Below are 14184 nucleotides of genomic sequence, written 5' to 3'. Positions count from 1 at the left end.
GATAGAATGCCTGGGCCTAGGCGATTTCGAAGTCGAGCTGGCGGGCGACCCACCATCCGGCGACCATCATTCGCGCCTCCGTCAGGCCGACCTTGCGGAGGCGGGCGTAGAACACCGCGAGGGCCGTCTCGCTGTCCTCGGCCGTCCTGTCGAAATGGTCGGCGACCCCGGCCCATCGGTCATCGAGAGCAAGCGGGCCCGTCGGCTGCAGCGTCCGGTTCGGAGCCGTGTACCCGGCCCGCTGCGCCGCGAACTCGATCTCGCGGGCACCCTCCGAGATCGTCCGCAGCCCCGGGGCGTGGAGCTCGTCCACGGTGAGGGCGAGGCGGATCCAGCCGTTCAGCGTCCTCGCCCACCCGATCCCGCCGGGACCGGTCAGCATGGCCACGACGGGCGAGCTGCGGCGCTGCTCGCCATCCCGCTCGCCGACGATCGCCATTGTCCCGGAGACCGGATGGACGCCGTGGAACCACCTGTTCAGGACCGGCGCGTCGGCCCATAGCTCGCCCGGCGGCTGCCAGCCCGCGGCGAGCTTGTCGCGGTCGTTGAAGGCGCTGTCGATGGCTGCCTGCTGCTTCTCGCTGAGGACGATCACGGCTTCACCTCCGTCTCGTCGTCGAAGTCGGGCTCGGGGCACGCCTCGCGACCGCGGCCCCGGCGGCCGGACAGGATCTTGTCGAGCCGTGCCTCGTTCGAGGCGGTGCATTCGCGGCCGAGGATGTAGACCGTGTTCTCCGTGACAGCGTAGCCATCGCCCTGGTGCAGGATCGGGCTCGTCCGGATCCAGCGGTCGCCGAGCGTCGGATGCCCCCAGCAATTCCCGACCAGGTTCGGCAGGTCGGTCCCCGGATACGTGCGGGTCAGCCAGTCGTCGAGGAACGGGGCCTCGGCCAGGGCGGCCTCGCCGGGCACCCAGCCGGCCTCGATCTTGGAGAGGGTCTCGCGGACCTTGGCGCGCCGCCGCTCCAGGGCGTTCCGCTCGAAGCTGTTCAGAACTTTCAGTCTCATAGCGGTGCTCCGGAGGTGACGATGATCCGTCCTTGGGGAAGAGCTTCCGCTCCGACGATGAAAGTTTCCAGGGCCGCCCAGCAGGTCCCGTCAGGCTCGAACCACGCGAAGTCCGCCATCACGACGATGCCGCCGTCCGGGTCGCGGAAGCCCGGCTCGATGCGGGGCCGGTACCGGACGGGGACCGCATCGTCGGGCCGTCCCAGTCCCGGGACGGGGACGCCGCGGGCCCATGCATGGACGTCCCGGATGCCTGTCCGGATCGTCCGGAGGCGGGAGACCTCCGACGACCGGAAGACGACGTCACGCAGGGCGATCGCGTCCATGTGGGCGGCTACCCAGCGACCGACGCGGACGGACCAGCGGCGGCGGGTGACGTTGCGGTAGACCTCGACCTCATCGCGCATGGTCGTCGCACGCGGTCTTGGACCACCCTCCGGACCGGAACCTGCCGGGGCGGCCGCACGCGTCGCAGATGCCGCCGGACAGCCGCTCGGCGGCGTTGATGATGGCGCCGAAACCGACACGGGCGTCGTCGTCGGCGCCCCAATAGAACCGCAGCGTCGCGAACTTCTCCTTGACCTGAAGGGTCTGGAACCCGGCCGGCAGCCCGAGCTCGACCAGCACTTCGGCCAGTGCCGCGAGTAGCCAGTGCCACCCCGCCGACGTCTCCGTGGTCGTCGTGTAGACCGTCGGGTAGGCCTTGGTGAGTGCGACGTAGCTGTCCTCCGGCGCCACCGGGGACGGCGTCCGCCAGCGCAGGGCGAGCGTCCGGCTGAGGAGCTCGCACAGGACCGTCGTGTCGGCCGGAGCGGCCTTCGGGTCCCGGGGCCGCGGCCGGGGGACCTGGGCGAACCGGACCCGCGGGCCGTCCGGCGTGACGTCGACGCCGGTGACGGTGACGAACTCGGCCTTGCCCCGCAGGACGACGGCGAGGATGGCGGTGGCCTCGGCTTGGATCAGGCGGGACATGACGAGCTCCATTGGCGGGCGCGGACGGGGGGAAGGCGGGGGACGACGCGGAGGAAGCCCGCGGCCGAGAGGCCCTCGTTGAGGGCGATGGAGGGGTCCCGGTCCCCGTCCTCTACGAGGCGGACCAGGGCGGCGACGTAGCGGTGGACGCCGGACCCGAGGTTGGCGTCGACGCGCTCGTCGAACACGTCGGCCTCGACCATGTCGCGCAGGGCGCGGAGCTGCAGCAGCGGGGGCATCACTGCCTCCGCGCGGAGTGCGAGCGGGCGTCGACCACCGCCTCGATCAGGCGGCGCAGGGCGCGCAGGCTGCCCCCGGGCCAGTGCTCGGCCAGGGCGTCGAGCTCCCACGCCTCCAGGCCCGGGCACCACACGTCGTCGAGGCCCCGGTCGGCGCGGACGTCGTCGAGGATCGAGGTCGCCAGGGGCAGCAGGTGCTCCGGGCCCGGGGTGGGGATCTCTATGATCCGGAGGCGGTCGAGCAGCGGCTTCGGGAGGCCCCCAAGGCTGTTGGCCGTCAGGACGTAGCTGACCGCCGAGAGGTCGGTCGCGCACTCCAGGTAGGGGTCCGAGTACCGGGCGGCCGTCTCCCCGCCGAGCAGGTTGACGAGGACGTCCAGGATCGATCCGTTCCGGTGGGAGTGTCCCGCCTTATCGAGCTCGTCGAGGACGATGAGCGGGTTGGCGATGCCCGACTTCACGATCTCCTGCAGGGGCACGGAGAAGCGCCCGGTGGACCACTGCCTCGACGTCCCCATGAAGGAGGCGTCGCTGGATCCCCCGAGGCTGTGCACGCTCACGGGCAGCCCGAGGACCTCGCCCAGGCGGCGGGCGTAGCGCGTCTTCGCCGCCCCCGGCGGGCCGACGAGCAGCGTCGGCTGCACGTGGCTCCAGTCCCGGCCGACGAGCCCGGACAGGATCCGTCCGGTGATCTCGCCGAGGTGGACGAACTCGGCGTCTAGCTCGGCCTGGATCTCGGGCAGGTCCCGGTGCGTCCCGACGAGGGGCAGCCGCTTGCCGGCGATCTTGCGCGCCTCCTCGGTCGGGTGGTTGTCGCCCTTCCGGCTCTTGGGCAGGTGCTCGGTCGAGGCGAGCACCATGCGGGTCGGGCCGAAGAGGATGTCGCCGGCGCTGTACGTCCGGCCGTCCTCGACCGGCTCGACCGGCTTGGCCGGCGCCGGGTTCCGCACGATGCCCGAGCGGTCCTCGCTTAGGTCCGCCAGCGCCGACAGGTCGTCGTCGTCCGGGGCGGCCTCCGGCTCCTCCTTCACGGGGCCCTCGGCGATGCCTTGAACGACGACGCCGAGGAAATACGCCAGGTCGCGGACGTCGCCGTAGGCGTGCAGGAGCTGGTCGCTCCGGGCCTCCGGCACGTAGGGCGACGCGTAGGCGCCGACCGGCGGCATGCGCGAGGCGATCAGGTACTCGATCGCCGACCGGAGCAGCCGGAACGGGAGCGGGCTGACGGCCGGCGTGGCGCTCGTCATGCGGTACGCGTCGAAGGCGAGCCCGGCGCAGTGGGCGGCCGCGCCCGGGCAGCCGAGGCCGGCCTCCCAGATCCAGCAGCGCATGACGAGATCGTCGAGCTCCATGCGGGTCTCGCCCAGCATCTCCTCGCCCTCCCAATGGGCGTCGGCCCGCGACACGGCCAGGGCGCAGGACCGGCGCGCGACGCGGACGTTGGCCAGCGTCGGATCGTCCTGGAGCCGGCGGAGCGTCGTGTAGAGGCGGGGCGGGAGCCGGTGCTTCGACCCGCGCTTCACCAGGGGGAATAGGAAGGCGGCGACGTCGATGCGGACGTCCTCGCCGAGGAACTCCGCGCCGGCGAGGAGCTCCCTCGACGTGTTCGGGATGCCACCATTCGCGGGCGTCTTGCTGATGAAGCTGTCGCGGGCGAGGCGGACGGAGAGGACGGCCTGCGCGCGAGCGCGGCCGGCGTGGTCGGACATCTTGGGCATGGGGGTCTCGCAGGCAGAAGGACACGCAGGGTCGATCCGAGCTCGGGGGCTCAGGCTATCGAGGCGGTCCGTTTCTGCAGGCGCGAGGTCATGGCGAAGGTCGTGCTCCGTGGGAGTCCGTAAGATGCATGAACGGGTGGTCCCGTTCAAGACGGGCCGGGGGCGCGCTGAAATCCTGGTGTACGAAACCCTGGGCTGAACCAGTCAACCCGACGGGATGCCCCTGGAAATGTGCGGTATAACGATCATTCTGGCCCAAAACCCCCGAAGTGATCGCGATAGCACGCATTTCGGGATGCCCAGTATGCTGGGCATAACCTCGGCGTCGACCTGAGATGCCCAGGATGCTGGTCATCCGATGTTACAAACGCCTGACAGAACCCAGCTTTGTCAGGCGGGTGTAACATCGCCACCGCAACGACTATCGGGATCCCGCTTGCTGTTGCGGGAATGTCCCTGTTCGAATCCGGACCTCGATGGGACCCTCTTGGCAGGAGGGGTGCCTCATGACCTACGCAGAGCAGATCCATTGGGAAGGTGTTGGCCGCGAGGACTGCGAGCCCGTCGGCGACAAGATCCTGAGTTCGACAGAGCACACCGCCCGCAAGGTGCATGTGTGCAGCCTTTGCGACTGTGCAGGCATCCAGCCCGGTGACCGATACTTGAAGGTGGTCGCTATCGCCGAGGACGATGGCGCCTTCACGATCACTCGGCTCTGCAAGAAAGAGGGCGAGGCCTCTGTGGCCTGCATCAGCGCGACCGAGCAGGCCCGCGAGGCCGAGGTCGAAGCCATGAACGATGCGGCGGCTGAGGGATGGCGCGAGTGGGCCAAAAACCAGTGCGGCCACTGCTTCGACACCGGTCTCATCGGGACCGACGAGCACGCCGTCGCGTGCCCGCATTGCGCAGGGAAGGTCTGACATGACCCTCACGGACTCCCAGCTGGAAGCCCTGCGCGCCCTGAAGGCGGCTGTTGGCGAAGGGGCCATCGACAAGCACGGCGGCGTCGTTTCGGCCGGGGAACGCCTCCCGTTCCTTGCAGACACGTGGCTGCGCCTGATGACCCTCGACCCGGTCGAAGGGGCCGGCCCGATGCGGGTTGGGCTCACCGCGGCCGGTGTCGCCGCCGCCTCCCCGGCTGGCCGTAAGATCGACCCCCGTTTTCTCAGAACCGACAACCAGCCGACGCCGGCGCCTCCGGGAGCCGAGTGACCATGCCCACCGCCGCCACCGCCGTCGACCCCGAGATCTTCGCCCGGCTCGCCAAGCGCTTCAGCGGGAACCCCCGGACCGCGGCCGCCAACGCTCGTTGGGCCGCCCGCATGCGAGGCGAGGTCCCGCCGGAGCCGGTCGCTCACCAGCCGGTGTTCGCCCCGATCGACCAGGCCCTCCGGAACTTCGAGGCCGCGTACGCCACGGCGATCCAGTCCTCCCTCGCGGACGACTGGATGGAGGCTGCCGCCCTCGGTAAGCAGCTCGCCAACGCCGTCAGGAGGTCTGCATGACGATTGAGCCCACCGAGTTCGACATGGTCGCCCTGGCGCGCCGGGGCCTGCAGGCGCTCCTCGACGAGGCGGTCGCCGAGGTGGAGTTCGCCCAGCGTTACGCCATCGTCGACACCGGCCTGTGGTCGCCGACCCCCGAGGCCATCGAGGCCAAGGAGCAGGCCCTCAATAACTGGTCGACCGCCGACGAGCGGCTGCGCCGGTTCAACGCGCTCTACCCGGAGCCCATCGCGCGATGAGCGACTACGAAGCCTACGTCCGCCACTCCCTGGAGGCCCTCCGAGCCGATGCGGAGCTCACCTACGAGGAGGCCGTCGAGCGATGGTTCAGCCCATCCGTGCTTGAACGGGAGGCCCGTGCCACCGCGCCCGCCCGGGCCCGCGAGGCCGTCGCCCGCTACCTGCCGGCCGACGACGAGACGAGGTTCACCCGGGGCCTGGCCGCCTACGCCCGGTGCCAGGATGGCTGCCAGGATCGGGCGGCCGGGGATCCGGAGTGCCAGGACCTGTGCCGGCGGGCGGCCGACGCCACGACAAGGGCGACCCCGCGCGGCGGGCACACCGAGTTCACGATCGCGCGCTTCGTCCACGAGGACGCCCGGATCCGCGGCGGCGGCGAGCTCCCGGCCGTGTGGTCGGCATACAGCTGAGGGGGGGGACCCATGCAGAACGGTGACTGGAACGGCATGAGCGACCGCAAGTGGATGACGATGTCCGGTACGCTGCCGCCAATGCAAGAGGCGTTAGCTGGGGCTCATGCGAACCCGCCGACCTCGGGCATCGGGCCAATCGATGTCCCGACCGATCGGGACGTGTGGACCTTCATCTACAACTACGAGGCAGATGAGGGTGTGGAATTCGTGCGGGGGCGCGCCGGACCCGACCGCTGCCTCGATGACTTCGTTCTGGCGATCCGAGGCAAGGACGACCCTTGGTACGAGACCCGCAACGTCGCCTGCTGGTTCGACACCGAGGACCGGCCTGAGCTCTCGGTCCCGGTAGTGAAGGCCGTCGTAGCCGCCCTGGCGGACCTCGAACGAACCGGTCTCGGACACATCGTCGAGGACTGGCTTCACCGTGAGGCCCTGCGCGCGCCGTCGTCGCCTGCCATCCCGATGCCCGAGCGATCGCCGCGGCTGCGCTGGAGAGCCGCGCCGTCAAGTTCACCCGGTACTACGACTGAGGGCGCCATGGCCAAGCACTGCGACGAGTACCTCGACGACCCGACCCAGCCCGAGTGCCTGCGCCAGTTCCTCGACTACCATTGCCGCCCGGCCGCCCTGAGGTACCCGACGGGCGACGAGGTCTTCGACCGGGGCCTGGAGGAGCGCCTCGGCCTGCCCATGGGGCGGGATCCCGTTCCGATGCTGTTCGCTCGGCATGAGGGAAAGCCCGTCCGGATGACGATGGCGTCCCGGTTCGGGGACGTCGGCATCACCGAGGACCTCACCGCCGAGAACGGCTACGGCAAGCGCGTCGGCGTCGAGCAGCTCTCCGAGTTCACCGACGTGGCGCCGGAGCCGAAGGCGATCGTCATGGTCGGCGGCATCGGCATTCCCCTGAGACGCAAGGGCGTGCGCGAGATGGCCATGTGCACCGAGCAGACCACCGAGCTCACGACCAAGTTCGAGGTGACGTTTCGCGAGTTGAGCCCGTTCGTCTCGACGCTGGCTTACCGCCGTGAGACTGGCCCCAATCGAAAGGAGCGTCGGGCAGCCGCGGCCGACGCACGGAGGCGGGCATGACCCAGCAGGGCATCCACGTCCTGGTCATCCTCGCCGCGGTGGCGATCCCGCTGTGGGCCGCCGTCGGCGTCGCGCTCGCGCGGGGCGAGGGCTGACCCCAGCGCATCCTAAACCTGTGGAGCGGGCGCCTACCTGAGATCGCCCAGGGTGAGGCCGCGCTCTACCTTGGCGACATGGTGTTCCCCGACGCGAAATGGCTGGACTTCCTGAAGGCCGGCCTCCCGGCGTTCTTCGGGCTCGCGCTCGCGTGCGGGGCGGCCATCTACCTCAACCACCTCGGCCTCCTGCCCATGGCGATCCCGGAGGTCGTCGGGCTCAGCATCGCCCTGGTCGGGCTCCTCTCGGGCGGCCTCGCGATCGGGCTGCTGCTGGCGGCCATCTACCGGGGCATCAGCTGGGCGGTGAAGCCGCGTTACGAGGCGCACCTGTACAAGCGGCTCGCCGCCAAGCGGAAGCGGGAGTTCGTCTCGTACATCCCGTTCCTCAGCGACAAGGAGCGGCAGATCTTCGGCTACCTGCTGCACCACAAGCGCCGCACCTTCACGAACACCTCCGACTGCGGCTACGCGGGGGAGCTGCTGTCGCTCGGCTACGTCCAGATGATTGCCAAGGGTGGCCAGCACGTCGACTACTGGTCGGTCCCGTTCGGCGTGCCGGACCACGTCTGGGAGGCCCTGGAGGAGAACCGGGACGCCTTCCCCCACAAGGCTCAGCCCAGCTCCCGGCGGGAGCGCGCGGAAGCCGACCCGTGGCGCAAGCCGGGCATGCCGTAGGCGGCCCTGATCGCCGGCCGAAATGTCGCGTCCAGGGATCGACTCCCCGGCCAATCTGTTCTCTATTCGTTCTCATGGACTAGACGGTGGAGACGATCGTGGACGAGCTCGAACGCACCTACATGGAGGCCGCCGACGGCGACGCGTGCGATGCCCTGCGGCGGGCGCTCGGCGACGCGTTGACCGAGATGGCCAGCCTGTCCGGGCAGGTCAGCCGCCGGTTCGTGCGGGCGAAATCCCCGGCCGACCTAGCGAGGAAGCTCGGCCCGGAGCGCCGGGAGCGCGAGGCGGCCCGGTCTCGGTAGTCGGAAGCGTGGAAAGCCTGAACGCCCTAGGTACTCTCTAAGTCCAGGGATTTGGGTACTTGTTGGGGACTTACCGAAAATCGGGGTCCCGCAAGTCGTTGCGAAGGCTATAAAATTTCGCCACGAAATGGAGTGGCGGAGACGGAGGGATTCGAACCCTCGATACCCATTTCTGGGTATGCTCATTTAGCAAACGAGTGCCTTCAGCCGCTCGGCCACGTCTCCAGCGTCGTCGGCTCTAAGAGGTCGGGCCGGGGCGGTCAAGCGGGTCGCGGGCTTGGCGTGTGGCGGAGGCCCTTCGGCGTTCGTAGTGCTTGGCGATGCGCAGGTGGCGCGAGATCGCGTAGTTCATCGCCGTGAGGAAGCCGTAGACGCCGCGGACGCAGTGGCGGCGGCCGAAATAGGCCTTCAGGAAGTTGCCGGGCAGCTCCACGAACACGCGCCAGCTCGGGATCGCGACGCCGCGGGCTTCGAGGTCGTCGGCCTGCTGGTCGGAGTAGCGGTTGAGCTTGTCGAGCTGGTCGCCGAGCGAGCGCACCGAGAAGTGATGGATCACCCCGTTGAGCCGTCCGGGCTCGACGCCGGGCTCGAGCGCCACCCGGTCGTGGACCGGGGAGGGCGAGTAGCGCCCGCGATCCTTGCGGTAGAGCCGCACCGGCGTCAGGGCGTAGGCCCAGCGATGCGGCCGGCTTTCGCCGGGGAAGATCTCGGCGATGGCGATGCGCCAGGCGGGCGTTTCGGGCTCGCCGGCGGCGAACAAGGCACGGATGTTGGCGGCGAGGTCGGGCGGCACCACCTCGTCGGCGTCGAGGTTCAGGAGCCAGGCGTGGCGGCACTGGTCCTCGGCGAAGCGCTTCTGCGGGCCGTAGCCCGGCCAGTCGTTGTGGATCACCCGCGCGCCGAGGGAGGCCGCCAGCGCCTGCGTCCCGTCGGTCGAGCCGGAATCGACCACCACCAGGTCGTCGGTCAGGTCGCGCACCGCACGGATCGTCGCGCCGATGCGGTCCGCCTCGTTGCGGGCGATGATGAAGACGGAGATCGGCAGGGTGCGCGTGCCGTTCTGCGGGATCGCGGACACGCGGCTCAAGCCCCGGTCGCCGCGGCGAGCCGCTTGCGCTGGACCTTGCCGTTGGCGGTGCGGGGGAGGGCGTCGAGGAAGCGGATCTCCCGCGGGCGCTTGTAGGCCGCGAGGCGCTCGGCGCACCACGCGATCAGCGCGTCCGCGTCGGGCTCGGCGCCCGGCTGCAGCACGACGAAGCCACAGATCACCGAGACGTCGGCGCGCACGGCCAGCTCGGCGACCCCGGCTTCGGCGACGGACGGATGCGCGATCAACGCGCCCTCGACCTCGTTCGGGGAGACGCGGTAGCCCATCGCGTTCATCAGGTCGTCGTTGCGACCCTCGAACCAGAGATAGCCGTCGGCATCGAGCCGGGCGAGGTCGCCGCCGGCGAACCAGTCGCTGCGCAGCACCTGCGCCTCCTCGTCGGGCCTGTTCCAGTAGCCGAGCATCAGGCCGGGCTCGGAGCGGTGGACCGCGAGCAGGCCGGTCTCGCCGCCCGGTACCGGCTCGGGTGCGCCCTCGACCGGCAGGATCGCCACGCGCCGTCCCGGCTGGGGCTTGCCCGGCGAGCCGCGGCGCTGCGCGATCGTCGGCCCGGTCGAGACGTAGGTCGAGATCTCGCTCATGCCGAGCGCCTCGTAGAGCGGCTTTCCCGTCGCTTCGGTCCAGGCGTCGAGCACGTCCGCGGGAAGCGCCTCGCCGGCGGTGCAGCCGTGGCGCAGGCTCGACAGGTCGTGGCTGCCCGGGTCGCCGTACTTGAGGATCTGGCGATACAGGCTCGGCACGGCGGCGAAGATCGTGGCGCGATGGCGCGCGATCAGCCGGGGCCAGACGGACGGGTCGCGCGGCCCGTTGTACAGCGCGGCGGACGCGCCGACGGACCACGGATCGGTGATGCCGACGCCGAGCGTGTAGGTCCAGTTCATCGTGCCGGCGTGCAGCATCGTGTCGGATTCCGAAAGGCCGAGCCAGTGTTCGAGCATCGGCCGGCGGCCGTAGACCGCGCGGTGGGCGTGCAGCACGCCCTTCGGTCGGCTGGTGGTGCCGGAGGTGTAGACTAGGGTCGCCGGGTCGTCGGCGGAGGTGTCCGCGTAGTCGGCGAGCGGCGCTTCGGTCTTCATCGCGGCGATGGCCGCAGCATCGAGGAGGATGCAGTCGCCGAGAGCCGCCGGATCGACCACGCAGCCGCCGCCGACGGCGACCGCCGCCGCACCCGAGTTCTCCATCAGGAAGGCCGCCTCGGCCGGCGTCAGCTGCGGCGACGAGGGGAGGGCGACGAGGCCGGCGGCGAGCGCGGCGAAGTAGACGAGGACGTAGTCGGCCTCGTTGCCCATGCGGATCATCACCCGGTCGCCGCGGCGCAATCCGCGGGCCAGGAGCCCGGCCGCGATCCCGCGGACGGCGCGGTCGGCCTCGGCGAAGGTGAGGGTCTCGACCGCCTCGCCCGCGCCGACGAGGATCAGCGCGGTCTTGTCCGGCCGTGCCCACACGTTCTCGCCGAGGCAGTAGCGCGCCGCGTTGAAGCGGCTCGGGGGATGGCGGTCGGCGGACACCATGGCGTGGCTCCCGGATGTTGGCACATCGCGGGATGTCCATGGGCGAGGCCGCCGTCAACCACTCCCTGGCGTCATGCCCGGCGCGGCGCGCGGCCTTCCTGCTCCTCGAAGCCCTTAAGCACCTTGTCCAGCGTCAGCGGATAGTCGCGGATGCGGATGCCGGTGGCGTTGTAGACGGCGTTGGCCAAAGCCGCGCCGGCGCCGCAGATGCCGAGCTCGCCCAGCCCCTTGCTCTTGAGCGGGTTGGCCTTGTCGTCGCGCTCCGGCAGGAACACCGCGTCCATCGCAGGAATGTCGGCGTGGACCGGCACGTGATACTCGGCGAGATCGTGGTTGACGTAGGTGGCGGTGCGCGGGTCGATCACCGCATCCTCCATCAGCGCCGCGCCGACGCCGAAGGTCATCCCGCCGATCGCCTGGCTGCGGGCGGTCTTGGCGTTGAGGATGCGGCCGCCGGTGAAGACGCCGAGCATCCGCCTCAGGCGGATCTCGCCGGTGTCGCGGTCGACGCCGACCTCGGCGAAGTGCGCACCGAACGAGTAGTGCGAGAACTTCTCCTTCAGCGCGCCGGGCTTGATCTCGCCCTCCGCCGCGACGCCGCTCGACCCAGCGAGGTCGATCAGGGCTTCGGAGCGGTTGCCCGAGGTGACGCGCCCGTCCGCGAAGACGACGCCGTCCGGGTTGAGGTCGGTCGCCGCCACGAGCTTATTGCGCAGGTTGTCGCAGGCGACGTAGAGCGCCGAGCCGGCCGAGCCCGCGCCGAACGATCCGCCGGAGCCGGCCGCCGCCGGATAGGCGGTGTCGCCGATCTCGACGCGGATGCGCTCGACCGGGAGCCCCATCATCTCGCCGGCGATCTGGGCGAGGATGGTGTAGGTGCCGGTGCCGATGTCAGTCATCGCCATCCGCACGGTCAGGTATCCGTCGGCGCCGAGCTTCACCGACGCCGAGGAGGGCATCAGCGGGTTGAGGCGGGCCGCCGCCGACATGCCCATGCCGACCATCCAATTGCCGTCGCGCACCGTGCCGGCCGCCTTGCGGCGGTCCCATCCGAACAGCTTGGCACCCTCACGCATGCACGGCACGAGCTGGCGCACGGTGAACGGCACCTGCTTCTCCGGGTCCTGCGTCGGCTCGTTGCGGATTCGCAGCTCGATCGGGTCGAGGCCGATCTGCTCGGCGAGCTCGTCCATGGCGCATTCGAAGGCGAGCATGCCGACGGCCTCGCCGGGCGCACGCATCGAGGACGCGATCGGCAGGTCGAGCTTGGCCAGGCGATGGCGCGTGATGCGGTTCGGCGCGGCGTAGAGCGAGCGCGTGACGTTGGCCGAGGTCTCGTAGAACTCGTCGCCCTGTGCCGTGTCGGACCAGGATTCGTGGGACAGGGCCGTCAGCCTTCCGTCGCGGTCGGAGGCCAGCCGGATGCGCTGGATCGTGTCGGTGCGGTGGGTCGCGACGTGGAATTCCTGCTGCCGGGTCAGGGCCACCTTCACGGGGCGCTGGATCGCCTTGGAAGCCAGCGCGGCGAGCGTCGCCTCCGGCATCGGCTGCAGCTTCGAGCCGAAGCCGCCGCCGATGTAATGGCTCACCAGACGCACGTTCTCGACCGGCAGCTTCAGCACCGAAGCGAGCGACTTCTGCCCGCGGTTCAGCATCTGGTTGGCGGTGTAGAGCACGACCTTGTCGCCCTCCCACGAGGCGATCGTCGCGTGCGGCTCCATCTGCGCGTGGATCTGCGTCGGCGTCGTGTACTCGACGTCGAGCTTGACCGGGGCCGCGGCGAAGGCGCCGTCGAAGTCGCCGAGCTTCGAATCCGGGTCGGTCTGCTGCTTCTTCGGCTCGACCGCCTGGCGCAGCGCCGCCCGCAGCGAGGCTTTCGGGGCCCGGACGTCGTAGGCGACCTTCACCAGCTTGGCCGCGGCGCGCGCCTGCTCGAAGGTCTCTGCCACGACGAAGGCCACCGGCTGATCGAAGAACCCGATGTTCGTCCCGGCGAGCTGCGGCCAGACCTGCTCCTTCTTCTCCCCTTGCTCGGGCACGTTCTCGTGGGTCATCACATGGATGACGCCGGGTGCCTTCGCGGCGGCGGCGGTATCGATCGAGCGGATCGTGCCGGCGGCGATCGTCGCGCCGACGATGAAGCCGTAGGCCGGGTTCTTCACCTCTCGGGTCTCGTAGGCATAGGGCGCGCGGCCCATCACCTTGAGGCGGCCGTCGATGCGGTCGATCGGCCGTCCGACGAGGCCGCCGGGCCTGTCGTCGAGCGGCGTCTTCCCGACCGGTTGATTCATCTCCATGGCATTCATCCTGAAAGCGTGGACGGTCAGGTCCGGGTGGCGTCAGTCACCACCGCGCGGAGCGTCCGCCGGGTCAGCGGGATCTTGAAGTCGTTGGTGCCGTAGCCGCGGGCGCCGTCCAAGACCGCATCCGCGGCGTCGTCGGCGCTGCCGCCCTTGGCGAGCACGGCCTCGGCCGCCTCGACCCGCCACGGCTTGTGCGCGAGGCCGCCGAAGGCCATCCGCGCCTGCGTGATCTTGCCGTCCGCCTTGCCGATGACGGCCGCGATCGAGACCGTGGCGAAGGCGTAGGAGGCGCGGTCGCGCACCTTACGATACACGTGCAGGCCCTCGACGGGCTTCGGCAGCGTCACGGCCGTGATGATCTCGCCCGGCTGCAGGGCGGTCTCGATCTGCGGGGTGTCGCCCGGCAGGCGGTGGAACTGTGCCATCGGGATCGCGCGGGTCGCGCCGTTCGGCGACAGCGTCTCGACGCTGGCATCGAGGACCCGCATCGCGACATTCATGTCGGAGGGGTTGGTGGCGATGCAGGCATCGCTGGTGCCGAGCACCGCCATGATGCGGTTGAACCCGCCGATCGCCGAGCAGCCCGAGCCTGGCTCGCGCTTGTTGCAGGGTTTCGACGTGTCGTAGAAATAGTAGCACCGCGTGCGCTGGAGCAGGTTTCCAGCGGTCGTGGCCTTGTTGCGCAGCTGCCCCGAAGCGCCCGCGAGCAGGGCCTTGCTCAGCACCGCGTAATCCTTCCGCACCCGCGGGTCGGCAGCGAGATCGGAGTTGCGCACGAGCGCGCCGATGCGCAGGCCGCCCTCCGGCGTGGCCTCGACCTTGTCGAGGGGCAGCCGGTTGACGTCGATCAGGGTCGCCGGCGTCTCGACCTGGAGCTTCATCAGGTCGAGCAGGTTGGTGCCGCCGGCGATGAACTTGGCATTCGGCCGGTCCGCCGCGAGCCGCGCCGCGTCGCGGACGGTGGAAGGCCGCTCGTAGGTGAAGGCTTTCATCGCGCG

Annotated in this window: 18 protein-coding genes and 1 tRNA gene; 8 read left to right on the top strand and 11 right to left on the bottom strand. The window is 70.1% G+C overall.

Features of this window, described 5'->3' with window-relative positions:
* Window positions 1–16 precede the first annotated feature (16 nt).
* Genes MKK60_RS08030 through MKK60_RS08005 form a run of 6 tightly spaced genes read right to left on the bottom strand, consistent with a single transcriptional unit; the run spans window position 17 to window position 3937 of the window.
* Window positions 17–595, bottom strand: coding sequence for a hypothetical protein (locus tag MKK60_RS08030; RefSeq protein ID WP_243984911.1), 579 nt, complete (start codon window positions 593–595; stop codon window positions 17–19).
* Window positions 592–1008, bottom strand: coding sequence for a DUF6634 family protein (locus MKK60_RS08025; RefSeq protein ID WP_243984909.1), 417 nt, complete (start codon window positions 1006–1008; stop codon window positions 592–594). The genes MKK60_RS08030 and MKK60_RS08025 overlap by 4 nt, the downstream gene beginning before the upstream one ends.
* Window positions 1005–1415: a hypothetical protein gene (locus tag MKK60_RS08020; RefSeq protein WP_243984907.1), complete on the bottom strand. Its 411-nt coding sequence runs from the start codon at window positions 1413–1415 to the stop codon at window positions 1005–1007. Before MKK60_RS08020 ends, MKK60_RS08025 begins: the two co-directional genes overlap by 4 nt.
* Window positions 1405–1980, bottom strand: coding sequence for a hypothetical protein (locus MKK60_RS08015; RefSeq protein ID WP_243984905.1), 576 nt, complete (start codon window positions 1978–1980; stop codon window positions 1405–1407). Before MKK60_RS08015 ends, MKK60_RS08020 begins: the two co-directional genes overlap by 11 nt.
* Window positions 1968–2219, bottom strand: a complete 252-nt coding sequence (locus MKK60_RS08010) for a hypothetical protein (protein ID WP_243984903.1) — start codon at window positions 2217–2219, stop codon at window positions 1968–1970. The genes MKK60_RS08015 and MKK60_RS08010 overlap by 13 nt, the downstream gene beginning before the upstream one ends.
* Window positions 2219–3937, bottom strand: coding sequence for an AAA family ATPase (locus tag MKK60_RS08005; protein ID WP_243984901.1), 1719 nt, complete (start codon window positions 3935–3937; stop codon window positions 2219–2221). The genes MKK60_RS08010 and MKK60_RS08005 overlap by 1 nt, the downstream gene beginning before the upstream one ends.
* A 506-nt stretch (window positions 3938–4443) precedes the next feature.
* Between MKK60_RS08005 and MKK60_RS08000 the strand changes: the two genes are divergently transcribed.
* From MKK60_RS08000 to MKK60_RS07965, 8 genes are all read left to right on the top strand, one after another.
* Window positions 4444–4857, top strand: a complete 414-nt coding sequence (locus MKK60_RS08000) for a hypothetical protein (protein WP_243984900.1) — start codon at window positions 4444–4446, stop codon at window positions 4855–4857.
* A gap of 1 nt (window position 4858) precedes the next feature.
* Window positions 4859–5149, top strand: coding sequence for a hypothetical protein (locus MKK60_RS07995; RefSeq protein ID WP_243984898.1), 291 nt, complete (start codon window positions 4859–4861; stop codon window positions 5147–5149).
* A gap of 2 nt (window positions 5150–5151) precedes the next feature.
* Window positions 5152–5442: a hypothetical protein gene (locus tag MKK60_RS07990; protein WP_243984896.1), complete on the top strand. Its 291-nt coding sequence runs from the start codon at window positions 5152–5154 to the stop codon at window positions 5440–5442.
* Complete coding sequence (locus MKK60_RS07985; protein WP_243984894.1) at window positions 5439–5681, top strand: hypothetical protein; 243 nt, start codon at window positions 5439–5441, stop codon at window positions 5679–5681. Before MKK60_RS07990 ends, MKK60_RS07985 begins: the two co-directional genes overlap by 4 nt.
* A complete protein-coding gene (locus MKK60_RS07980; protein ID WP_243984892.1) occupies window positions 5678–6091 on the top strand; it encodes a hypothetical protein in 414 nt (137 codons plus the stop codon). The genes MKK60_RS07985 and MKK60_RS07980 overlap by 4 nt, the downstream gene beginning before the upstream one ends.
* A gap of 36 nt (window positions 6092–6127) precedes the next feature.
* Window positions 6128–7186 (top strand): hypothetical protein, encoded by a 1059-nt coding sequence (locus tag MKK60_RS07975; RefSeq protein ID WP_243984890.1) that lies wholly within the window; start codon window positions 6128–6130, stop codon window positions 7184–7186.
* A 173-nt stretch (window positions 7187–7359) separates the two neighbouring features.
* A complete protein-coding gene (locus MKK60_RS07970) occupies window positions 7360–7959 on the top strand; it encodes a hypothetical protein (RefSeq protein ID WP_243984888.1) in 600 nt (199 codons plus the stop codon).
* A gap of 98 nt (window positions 7960–8057) precedes the next feature.
* Window positions 8058–8264: a hypothetical protein gene (locus tag MKK60_RS07965; RefSeq protein WP_243984886.1), complete on the top strand. Its 207-nt coding sequence runs from the start codon at window positions 8058–8060 to the stop codon at window positions 8262–8264.
* Window positions 8265–8397: 133 nt separating this feature from the next.
* Here the strand turns inward: MKK60_RS07965 and MKK60_RS07960 are convergent.
* From MKK60_RS07960 to MKK60_RS07940, 5 genes are all read right to left on the bottom strand, one after another.
* Window positions 8398–8489: transfer RNA gene (locus MKK60_RS07960), tRNA-Ser, on the bottom strand.
* A 13-nt stretch (window positions 8490–8502) separates the two neighbouring features.
* Window positions 8503–9351 (bottom strand): glycosyltransferase family 2 protein, encoded by an 849-nt coding sequence (locus tag MKK60_RS07955; protein WP_243984884.1) that lies wholly within the window; start codon window positions 9349–9351, stop codon window positions 8503–8505.
* Window positions 9348–10883 (bottom strand): acyl-CoA synthetase, encoded by a 1536-nt coding sequence (locus tag MKK60_RS07950; protein ID WP_243984882.1) that lies wholly within the window; start codon window positions 10881–10883, stop codon window positions 9348–9350. The genes MKK60_RS07955 and MKK60_RS07950 overlap by 4 nt, the downstream gene beginning before the upstream one ends.
* Before the next feature lie 71 nt (window positions 10884–10954).
* The gene (locus tag MKK60_RS07945) at window positions 10955–13180 is read right to left on the bottom strand and encodes a xanthine dehydrogenase family protein molybdopterin-binding subunit (protein WP_243984880.1); all 2226 of its coding nucleotides are present in this window, start codon (window positions 13178–13180) and stop codon (window positions 10955–10957) included.
* Window positions 13181–13206: 26 nt separating this feature from the next.
* On the bottom strand, window positions 13207–14178 hold the full coding sequence (locus tag MKK60_RS07940) for an FAD binding domain-containing protein (RefSeq protein ID WP_243984878.1): 972 nt from the start codon (window positions 14176–14178) through the stop codon (window positions 13207–13209).
* Window positions 14179–14184: the final 6 nt, after the last annotated feature.

It is taken from the genome of Methylobacterium sp. J-092 (genome assembly GCF_022829325.1).
Lineage (GTDB): Bacteria > Pseudomonadota > Alphaproteobacteria > Rhizobiales > Beijerinckiaceae > Methylobacterium.
Note: the sequence above shows the minus strand (reverse complement) of the source record. Positions and strands in the feature narration are given on the sequence as shown.